Below are 8,907 nucleotides of genomic sequence, written 5' to 3'. Positions count from 1 at the left end.
GTATCTCACCGAACACGTCGGAATCGACGGCAGCGGCAAGGGCGCCACGGGGTGGTTCGGCGCCAGCCGCGCGACGGTGTATGTCGATCACCCCGTGCACGCCCCCTACGGCCACACGGTCAACATCGACGTGATCAATCCGGAGCTCGGGCCGTCGCGCGGCTGGCGCCGAACCACCCCGTGGCGCCCTTGCCGCTGCCGTCGATTCCGACGTGTTCGGTGAGATAGGTGCACATGGGCGGCCTAGCCTTTCAGGTGGGTGGCGAAGAAGTCGTCGATGCGCCGCCAGCCGTCGACCGCCGCCTCGGGCCGGTAGGCGGGCCGATCGACGGAGAAGAACGAGTGGCCCGCGCCCTCGTAGGAGTGGAACTCGTGCGGTTTGTTCAGCCTGTTCAGCTCGCCGTCCAGCGCGGCGACCGCGGCCGGCGCCGGGAATCGGTCGTCGAGCCCGAACAGGCCCAGCAGCGGGCAACTCAGGTTCGGCGCCAGCTGCAGGATCGGTTTCATGGCCTTGGGCATCCCCTCCGGCGGATCCTCGACGATGAAGGCGCCATAGCAGTCCACCGCGGCATCGAACGGCAGCGAACACGCCGCCAGGTATGCGTGCCGCCCGCCGGAGCAATGCCCGATGACGCCGAACCTGCCGTTGGCGCCCGGCAACGAGCGCAAGTGCTCGACCGCGCCCGCGACGTCGCCGACCAGGCGCTCGTCGGGCACGCCGCCCGCCGCCCGCGCCGCCGCCGCCGCATCGTCGGGCGACGCGCCCGGCGCCTCACGCGAATAGAGGTTCGGGGCCATGGCGTGGAAGCCGCTGACGGCGAGCCGCCGGACGAACTCCTTGGTCTCGCGGTCATAGCCGGGCATGTGATGGATCCACACGACCCCGCCGCGAGTGCCCTCGGCGAGCGGAGTCGCCAGGTACGCCTCGATTTCGTCGCCGCCGTGACCGGTAATGGTGATCGTCTCCGCACGGATGGCGTCTGGGCTGACCGCGTTCATTCGCGACTCCTCTTTGGGCTCCCTGGTCGGCCGCAACCCGACGCGGAGCGCGTGCGGCCGGTCCGGGCCCGCCCCGCCGGAACCCAACGTAGCGGAACACCCCCACGCCGTCAGCGCCGCTTGTCGCGCACCTTGTACGTCGAGGGCCACGACTTGCGGGACTCGTCCCCCGTCAACGGGATGCCCATCCCCCCGACCTTCACGTTGTAGGCCTCCTTGCCAGGACCGACCTCCCGATTCGCGTGCTCCTGGGCAAGGAAGTACAGCTCGTCGATCGTGGCCTCGTCGTAGGCGACGAACGAGGTTTCCCGCGCCACGTCGTCGATCCCGGCGAGCATCCGCTCGGGCAGCACCCGCGACGCCAGCGCCGCCAGTCCGAACAGCGTGAACGGAATGAGCCAGTAGCAGGCGTACGACAACGGAGTCCTGGTGTCCAGGATGGTGGCATCGCCCCGGATGAGCGGCGGGATCGCCGACGACACCGTCATGACGGCCAGGGTTCCCACCCACACCCAGCTCAGGACGTTGGCGGCCCGCGCGAACAACTCGGTCGTGCGCACGTCCGCGGGCTGCTCCGCGGCGGCGAACGCGCGCACGAACGGCTTGCCCGTCAGCGTGCCGGCGAGCGCGACCACCAGGAAACCGGCGATGCTCAGCGGGAGCATCCACCGGTGGGAGAACCGGTCACCGAGCGCGAAGGTCAGCCCCGTCAGCACCACAAACACTGCGGCGGAACCGATTTCGAGCGTCCGCTCCGGCTTGCCGGTGAGGTGCCCGATCGCCAGTGCGACGGCAGCGACGGCCAGCCCGACGAGTGCGGCCGCCGGCAATGGGACGTTACCGACGAGCACCCAATAGACGATCCACGGCGCAAGACCAAACAGCATGCCCACGAGGGGTCAGTGTATGAGTGACGGTTTCCGTGGTCCTCGGGGGCCGGGTCGAAAATTTGGTCCGCGGCGCACGACCCCCGCCGCGCGGCGTTCTCGGGCCGCCGGATTCCCGCGGCGCCAACGGCTTTCCCGGCGAAAGGTGACGCCGCGGAGAGGGCTTATGGCCCTTGGCGCGCGGCCTTGCGGGGGTCAGTGTTGGAGCGGTACGGATCTGAAGGCTGTCACCGCGACAGGGTAGGGCTAGGTCGAGCTATGGGTCGCACGGCAACGCCGGCTGAAGGCGTGGTGGCGATCGGCGCATCCGCCGGGGGCATCGAGGCGTTGAGCGAACTGGCGGCGGGGATGCCGCCGGACTTTCCGTTCGCGGTCATGATCGTCATCCACATGAGCCCGGGAGCGCCGTCCCTGCTGGCGCAGATCATCAACCGAAGCGGCCCGCTGCCCGCGGTCGCGGCGGTCGGCGGTGCGGTGCTGGAGGCCGGCCGGATCTACGCCGCCGTGCCCAACCACCATCTGCTGGCCAGCGACCACCGGGTGGCGCTGTCGGACGGACCGTGGGAGAGCGGTCGCCGACCCGGCATCGACGCACTGTTCCGGTCCGTCGCGCTGGACTATGGCCCACGCGCGATCGGCGTTCTGATGTCGGGGCTGCTCGACGACGGCGTGGCCGGACTGCGCGCCATCAAGTCCAAGGGAGGGGCCACAGTGGTTCAGGAACCGAGCGACGCGCTGTTTCCCGACCTACCGAAGAACGCCATCAAGGCCGGCCTGGCCGATCACACGGCCGCGGCAAAGGAGATCGGCAGCCTGCTCGGGCGGCTCGCCGACCGGAACGTCGAGGAGCCGGCGGCCGATCCCGACGGGCGACTCGAGTTGGAGAATCAGATCGCGATGGACAGCCAGTTCGCCGCGTCCGTCGGCGTGGAAGACCTGGGCCCACCGACCGGATACACGTGCCCGAGCTGCAACGGAGCTCTGATGTCGGTTGGCGACAACGCCTACCGCTGCCAGGTCGGCCACGCGTGGACGGCCCAGGCGCTGCTCGTCGCCTACGGCGACGAACTCGAAGAAGCGATCTGGGCGGCGATCCGCAACCTGAAGGACACCGCGCGGCTGTCCCGCACCCTCGCCGAGAACGCCGAAAGCGCAGCGGATCTGGAAGGCTATACGGTCGCGGCGAACCGGGCCGCCCACGCGATTGCCGCGTTGCGGCAGGGCCTGCTGACGGCGAAGGCCGACAGTCGGAACGGCGGGAGCACCTAAGCGGTGTGCAACGCCATCGCCAGGAAGTCGAGACGCCACAGCGACTCGAACAGTTTTCGCCCGAATTCCCTTACCAGTTCGGCATTTTCGGGGCCGACGTCGCCCTGGCGGGCGACGTGCTCGATGATCTCCCGAATCGTCCGGCGGCCGTCGACCTGCTGAACGAACGGCAACTGGGCCGGGTTGAGCTTCAGCTTGCTGCCCGGCAGATGGATATCGTCCCCGGCGAGCAGGCAGGCCGTCCGCAATAGCGGAACGTAATCGAGCGCCTCGGGCGTCGAGAAATCGATCGCGTAGTGCTCTTTCGGGCGTTCGGGGCGGCAGGCCATGAAGAAGTGCGTGGCATTCGCCGGCTGCAGGCGTTCCATCACCGACCACAGCTGGACGTCGGGCAGCTGGTTCAGCAGCGCCTGGAACCCGCTCGCCGGCGCGACGACGTCGTGCGGGTAGTACGGCGTCTTGTGAAACCAGCCCTGGAATGCCAATCCGGCGGCGCCGACCAGGTCCAGGCATTCCGCGACGGTGTAGCTCCGCTGGCGACTGTGCAGGAACGTGTCGACCAAAGCGCCGTCGGACACCAGATCGCGCGCGCCCTTCAGATACGGGCGGACGGGGTGATCCGCGGGCAGCACCGCGATCGCCTCCTTGACCATGTGGACCGATGCGTCGTCCTGCCCCAGCCCCAGGTCGCGGAACGCCGATTCGAGCATCTCGACGCCGATCCGGCCGTACTTGGCGTACAGCATGACGGCCAGCACACCGTCCGCGCGCAGGCACCCGCCGAGCGCCTTCAGCCCGGTCAGCGGATCCGCCATGTGGTGCAGGACGCCGGTGGACACGATGAGGTCGAAGTCGCGCCCGAGCGTCGCCACCTCTTCGATGGGCAGCAGGTGCAGCTCCAAGTTGTCCAGGCCGTGCCGGTCTTTCAGGTACCGCTCGTGTTCCAGCGCCTTCCGGCTGACGTCGATCGCGACCACCCTGGCGGCGCGGTTCATGAACGCGAAAAGCGCAGCCTGGAAGGTGCCGCAACCCGCGATCAGAATGTCCAGGTCCGGTACGTACTCCCGGTTAGGCCACAACACCCGGTGCGCCCAGAACGGATCGAACCAGTCCCAGTGGGTCTTGGTCCACGCCGCCAGATCGGTCACCGGGGGCGGGTATTCCCAGCGATCGTATTGACTGGACACGCCGTCGCTCCGCGGATCGTCGGTCACTTCGGCGCGGCTCCTTCGCGGTGGCGGTCGCGACCAACTTACTGTGCCTTGGGCCGTCCGGCTTGCTTACGGCGTACCGGCTCACATCAGCGGGGGCCCTGGGACCAGCCAGATCAGCGAACTGTCGATGAGCCCCCGGTACTGCGGGCAGTAGGCGGCCACGGACAGGCCGACGAAGTAGCTGGCTTCCTTCATCGAGAGATCGGTGTCGCGCTTCACCTTCATCGCCAGCACGCTTGCGTTCGCGTTGTTGTCGAATCCGGTGCACACCCGGTGGGCCATCGCGATCGCGACGTCGCTGTCTCGGACTTCGATCCCGTAGTTGGCGAGGGACGCGATGAACGCGTCGTCGCCCGGGTCGGCCGACGCCGGCGCCGACGCCAGCAGCTCGAGCACCGACAGCAGGACCGCACAGACCGCCGGCCACTTCCCGCGACGGACGTTCATACCGGCGCGGTGCCGATCAGTTCCAGGCCGACTGAGGGGCCTTCGCCTGGCTCACCCCGTGCTCGCTCTGCCCGTTCGTCTCCGGCGCGGGGACCGCGCGCAGCCCGACCGGCCGTTGGCGCCAGCCCGCGTACCCGAGCGCCACGCTGATCGCGGAATAGACGACGGCCTCCGTCCACATGAACCCGACGCCCCACTTCCTCCCGAGGAAGATCGGCTCGTCGATGATGCCGCTGGAAGCGGCAATGGCGTAGCCCGCGTGGGCGTACGCGATGCCGGCGAACGCCCCGCAGAAGAATTTGCTCACTTCGCGATTCATTGCTCGTCCTCCCTGAAGTTGTGTGATCTCACTGTCGCCCCGCCCGCCGAGAGCTGGTAGGGGCCAAGGTCCTCGCCCAGCGGCCCCTTGGTCGCTGATCCGACCTAGGCCGGTCCGTTGACGATGCGATCCCGGATGCCGGTGGCGGTGGTGAGATGCCCTTCGGCGGAGTTCATGAATTCGCCGGCATGGCGCGCCTCGTTGGCATCCTTGTCCTCGACCGCGGCGACGCAGAAGTGGGACGCGGCATCGAAGTCGTCGAGGCTGGCCTGCAGCGCGTCGGTGAGTTCTTTGTCGGGGGACGGCAGGTGCCCCTGGAGGAAGCTCGCCGCGTCGTGGCCCTCGTGGCAGGCGGCCCCCAGGGCGGCGTAGTCATGCTCCCCGATGGCGAATGTCGCCTTGCCCATCGCTATCCCCAGGTCTTGCATGTGGTCTTTGGTCAGTTCGACCCATCCGCGCACGGCCTGACCATGCGACGTGGTCGTGGTGGTCGTGCCGCCACCGCCGTTGTGATTTCCAGCGGAGCAGCCCCCGACGAAGAGGACCACCGCCGCAGCGCCCGCCATGGCTTGCTTGATCACCACCGGCCTCCTAACCCTGTGCTGGTGGTGATCTTCGTTCGGGCGGCGCCGGCTAGACAGGGCACAAAGCCTCTAGCTCTGGCACCAAGGTGCCCCAAATCCGGTGACTGGATTAGCGACTGCAGACAACGACGGGCAGCGAAGCTCGCGCCCATGCCGCGCCTGTGATCAGCAGCCGACCGGGCCGCCACCCGCGGGGCAGGTGGGAATGGTGATGGGTATGCAGCCCACCGACGTCGTTGAGACGGCGAATGCGAGCACGAGCGCAATCAGAACTTTCTTCCCCCTGGCCATAACCAGGAAGCGTAATGCCCGGCTGCGTTCCGCTTGTCGGATTGCGCAAAACGCAAGCGCCTCAACGTCGAAGACGCCAGCGCGTGACGCCGGCGAAGAGCATGGCAAGCACCCCCAACACGGCCATATTCGTGAGCCACGCCGAACCGGTGTGCTGCCAGAGCGAATCGTTCGAAATCCCCGCGACCAGTTTGGTCAGATCGGCCGTCGACGCAGTCGCCGCGAACCCCCATCGTCCGGGCGTCAGCCAGGCCAAGGCTTCCATCAACGGTCGGTCGGTCACCGGGATGAAGCCGCCCGCGAGCACCAGTTGCGCCATCAGCGTCATCGCCAGCAGCACGATGACCTGATCGCCGGTGCGGGCCACGGCCGAAAGCGCAAGGCCGAGAAGGACGGCCACTACGCAGGTCGCCGCGACGCCGACGAACAACTCGACGGCCGGGCTACCCAGGACCACCGCACTAGACGGGCCGGGCTTGCCGATCGCGGGCGCCGTGACGATCGCAACGAGTATCGCGGATTGGATCACCGCGACCGCGCCGAAGACGATCGCCTTCGCGAGCAGGTATGCCGACGCCGATAGTCCCGCCGCCTGTTCGCGCCGGAAGACGGCGCGTTCGCCGACGAGATCGCGGACGCTCAGTGTGGTTCCCATCAGGATCGCCGCGAAGCTCGTCAACGCGACGATGTGTTTGGCTTCGAACGGTGGTTCGCCAGGCGCCGGCATGTGGCTCAGGCCTGCGTGACCGGTGACGGTCAGCGGCAGCAGGCCGACGATGAACGGCAGCACAGCGAGGAAGGCGAGGTAACCACGGTTCGCCACAAGCAACCTCACCTGGCGACGCGCGAGCGTCGACGTTTGACGCCATATGCCGACAGGGGGCGGTTGGACCGGCTGAACGAGCGCGGGACGGCATACCGTGTCCGCTTCCTGGGAGTCTCGCCCCTGCATGAACCGCCGTTGGAGACCGTCCGGATCGGCGCATACCCTGGTGAAGATGTCAGCCCAATCTGAGGCTCCCAGATAGGAACTGAGCCGATCGGGAGGGCCGCAGAAAACCGTCTTGCCGCCGGGTGCGAGCAACAGCACCTGGTCGCACACATCCAGGAACGTCAACGAATGCGTGACGACCACGACCACGCGGCCTGCGTCGGCCAACCGGCGCAGCATGGCCATCACCGAGCGGTCCAGCGCGGGATCCAGCCCCGTCGTCGGTTCGTCGAGCACCAATAGGTAAGGGCTGGTCAACAATTCGACGGCGACCGACACGCGCTTACGCTGGCCGCCCGACAACCTGTCGATGCGAGTGTCAGCGTGGGGTGTCAGCTCGAGTTCCTCGAGCACGGTGGTGATCACCCGCGCGCATGCGCTTGCGGTGGTGTCGGCGGGCATCCGGAGTTCCGCCGCGTACTGCAGTGCCTGTGCGACGGTGAGCCGGGCGTGCACAAGGTCGTCCTGTGGCACCATCCCGATCTCGCTGCGCACTGTGTGCACGGCCCTCGCCTCCAAAGACGCCGTCCCACTGGTCGGCCGATCCTCCCCGGCGGCGACCTTGGCCAGAGTGGACTTGCCCGCGCCCGAGGGGCCGATCACCGCGGTCAACGTGCCGGGGCGCGCCGCGAACGAAACCCGTTCCAGCAGAACCCTTTCGCCGTCAACGGCGAGGCTGACATCGCGCATCTCCAGGCCGCCGGTCGCCGCGGGCAGGAATCGGTTCTCGCGCTGGACGCTCCGATTAATCGGGATCGACCCGAACGGCTCTGCCGGGAATCGCCAGCGGGCGCGCATTTCCGTGGCGTTCGCGGCTTCGTCGGTCCGATTCTTGAGGGTGATCGGCATCGTGGGCTTGTCGTTATTCATTGAGATCTCTCATCCGAGGAAGTACGCGAGTGGGAGGACAACCAGCAGTGAATCGATGCGGTCGAGGAGGCCACCGAATCCGGGCAGCCAGTCACCGGCGTCCTTGACCTGGGCCTGTCGCTTGAGCATGGATTCAAGCAGGTCACCGAACAGACCGCCGATGGAGACGGCGATGAGCAGGCCGACGGAGATGGTGCCCAACAGGGTGAGGATTCCGAACGCGCCGATGATCGCGCCGACCATCCCGCCGACCGTCTTGTTGGGGCTCAGCGGGGACAGCGGCGTGCGCGCCCATCGCATGCGGCGCAACCCTTTTCCGCCGCACCACGCCGCGACGTCGGTGGCCGCGACGGCGAAACACAGCAGGTATGCGTCCGGTCCCACCATGACGAGGTGGGACAGCGACCAGCAGATCCACACCGAGGCGAAGGCGGCGGAGGCGGCGCGCCTGGCGCCGTTCTCGACGTCGCCCTGAAGGACCGAGGGCGCCACGCACAGCAGCACGATGATCGGCGCGAATTGCAGGAGCGAGGGGCGCAGCCACGCCGCGACCGGGTATGCCACGGCCAGGACCACAAGCACGTAGGTGTCGGCCCGGCCCAGCTTGACCAGTCGCGCGTACTCGATCACCGCGACGACCGCCAGCGCCGCGGCCAACCCCGCCGTCGTGCCTTGGCCGGCCCAAACCGGGATCCCGACAGCCGGTGCGATCAGCACCCAGGTGCGCCATTTCTGCACCAGCTCGCGCTTGCGCGAGACCAGGACGGCGGCGCCCGCGACGGCGAGGATCGCCACCGTGACCCACATCAGGAACACAGCCGTCGAGTACATGTGGACGTGCAGCGGACCCACGTCGATGTTGAGCGGCATCCGCCGATCGAGATGAGGAAACCAGCGGTCGAGGAGTGACATGGTGGGCCGCCGGTTCTAAGACGCCAGCGCGAAGCGGTCATCGGCCACGACGTCGCCCCGCAGCGCCAGCACCTGCGACCGCAGTTGCGGTGCGGAGGTGGTGTGGGGATCGACGGGCGTACCG

The 8,907-nt window shown here is 68.0% G+C and carries 10 protein-coding genes and 1 pseudogene; 2 read left to right on the top strand and 9 right to left on the bottom strand.

All coding sequences use genetic code 11. The annotated features are described in order from the left end of the window. Positions 1 to 22 precede the first annotated feature (22 nt). A pseudogene (locus tag A5704_RS29495) lies at positions 23 to 100 on the top strand (DUF6295 family protein); the annotation flags it as partial. Between the two features lie 34 nt (positions 101 to 134). On the opposite strand, the gene A5704_RS29490 reads toward A5704_RS29495, so the two are convergent. The 3 genes from A5704_RS29490 to A5704_RS26410 form a co-directional block, all read right to left on the bottom strand. Continuing rightward, positions 135 to 236: a DUF6295 family protein gene (locus A5704_RS29490; RefSeq protein WP_231969385.1), complete on the bottom strand. Its 102-nt coding sequence runs from the start codon at positions 234 to 236 to the stop codon at positions 135 to 137. A gap of 7 nt (positions 237 to 243) precedes the next feature. Beyond that, a complete protein-coding gene (locus A5704_RS26415; RefSeq protein ID WP_067891850.1) occupies positions 244 to 999 on the bottom strand; it encodes a dienelactone hydrolase family protein in 756 nt (251 codons plus the stop codon). Between the two features lie 110 nt (positions 1,000 to 1,109). Then, positions 1,110 to 1,892, bottom strand: a complete 783-nt coding sequence (locus A5704_RS26410; protein WP_067891846.1) for a hypothetical protein — start codon at positions 1,890 to 1,892, stop codon at positions 1,110 to 1,112. A 252-nt stretch (positions 1,893 to 2,144) separates the two neighbouring features. Here A5704_RS26410 and A5704_RS26405 point away from each other — a divergent pair, with 252 nt between their 5' ends. After that, positions 2,145 to 3,155, top strand: a complete 1,011-nt coding sequence (locus A5704_RS26405) for a chemotaxis protein CheB (RefSeq protein ID WP_067749977.1) — start codon at positions 2,145 to 2,147, stop codon at positions 3,153 to 3,155. On the opposite strand, the gene A5704_RS26400 is transcribed toward A5704_RS26405, so the two are convergent. From A5704_RS26400 to A5704_RS26375, 6 genes are all read right to left on the bottom strand, one after another. Beyond that, on the bottom strand, positions 3,152 to 4,369 hold the full coding sequence (locus A5704_RS26400) for a bifunctional 2-polyprenyl-6-hydroxyphenol methylase/3-demethylubiquinol 3-O-methyltransferase UbiG (protein ID WP_067778824.1): 1,218 nt from the start codon (positions 4,367 to 4,369) through the stop codon (positions 3,152 to 3,154). The genes A5704_RS26405 and A5704_RS26400 overlap by 4 nt on opposite strands. 81 nt (positions 4,370 to 4,450) lie before the next feature. Further along, the gene (locus A5704_RS26395) at positions 4,451 to 4,816 is read right to left on the bottom strand and encodes a DUF732 domain-containing protein (protein ID WP_067749975.1); all 366 of its coding nucleotides are present in this window, start codon (positions 4,814 to 4,816) and stop codon (positions 4,451 to 4,453) included. A gap of 16 nt (positions 4,817 to 4,832) precedes the next feature. Then, a complete protein-coding gene (locus A5704_RS26390; protein ID WP_197498872.1) occupies positions 4,833 to 5,135 on the bottom strand; it encodes a hypothetical protein in 303 nt (100 codons plus the stop codon). A gap of 104 nt (positions 5,136 to 5,239) precedes the next feature. Continuing rightward, positions 5,240 to 5,716: a hypothetical protein gene (locus A5704_RS26385; protein WP_156669953.1), complete on the bottom strand. Its 477-nt coding sequence runs from the start codon at positions 5,714 to 5,716 to the stop codon at positions 5,240 to 5,242. Positions 5,717 to 6,071: 355 nt separating this feature from the next. Next, entirely contained in the window at positions 6,072 to 7,871 is a 1,800-nt protein-coding gene (locus A5704_RS26380; protein WP_067891843.1) for an ATP-binding cassette domain-containing protein, read from the bottom strand. A 9-nt stretch (positions 7,872 to 7,880) separates the two neighbouring features. Beyond that, positions 7,881 to 8,783, bottom strand: a complete 903-nt coding sequence (locus tag A5704_RS26375) for a phosphatidate cytidylyltransferase (protein WP_067749970.1) — start codon at positions 8,781 to 8,783, stop codon at positions 7,881 to 7,883. Between the last annotated feature and the right edge of the window lie 124 nt (positions 8,784 to 8,907).

Source organism: Mycobacterium sp. E735, assembly GCF_001666955.1.
Lineage (GTDB): Bacteria > Actinomycetota > Actinomycetes > Mycobacteriales > Mycobacteriaceae > Mycobacterium.
The sequence above is the reverse complement of the archived record's forward strand: the minus strand, read 5'-3'. Positions and strand labels throughout refer to the sequence as shown.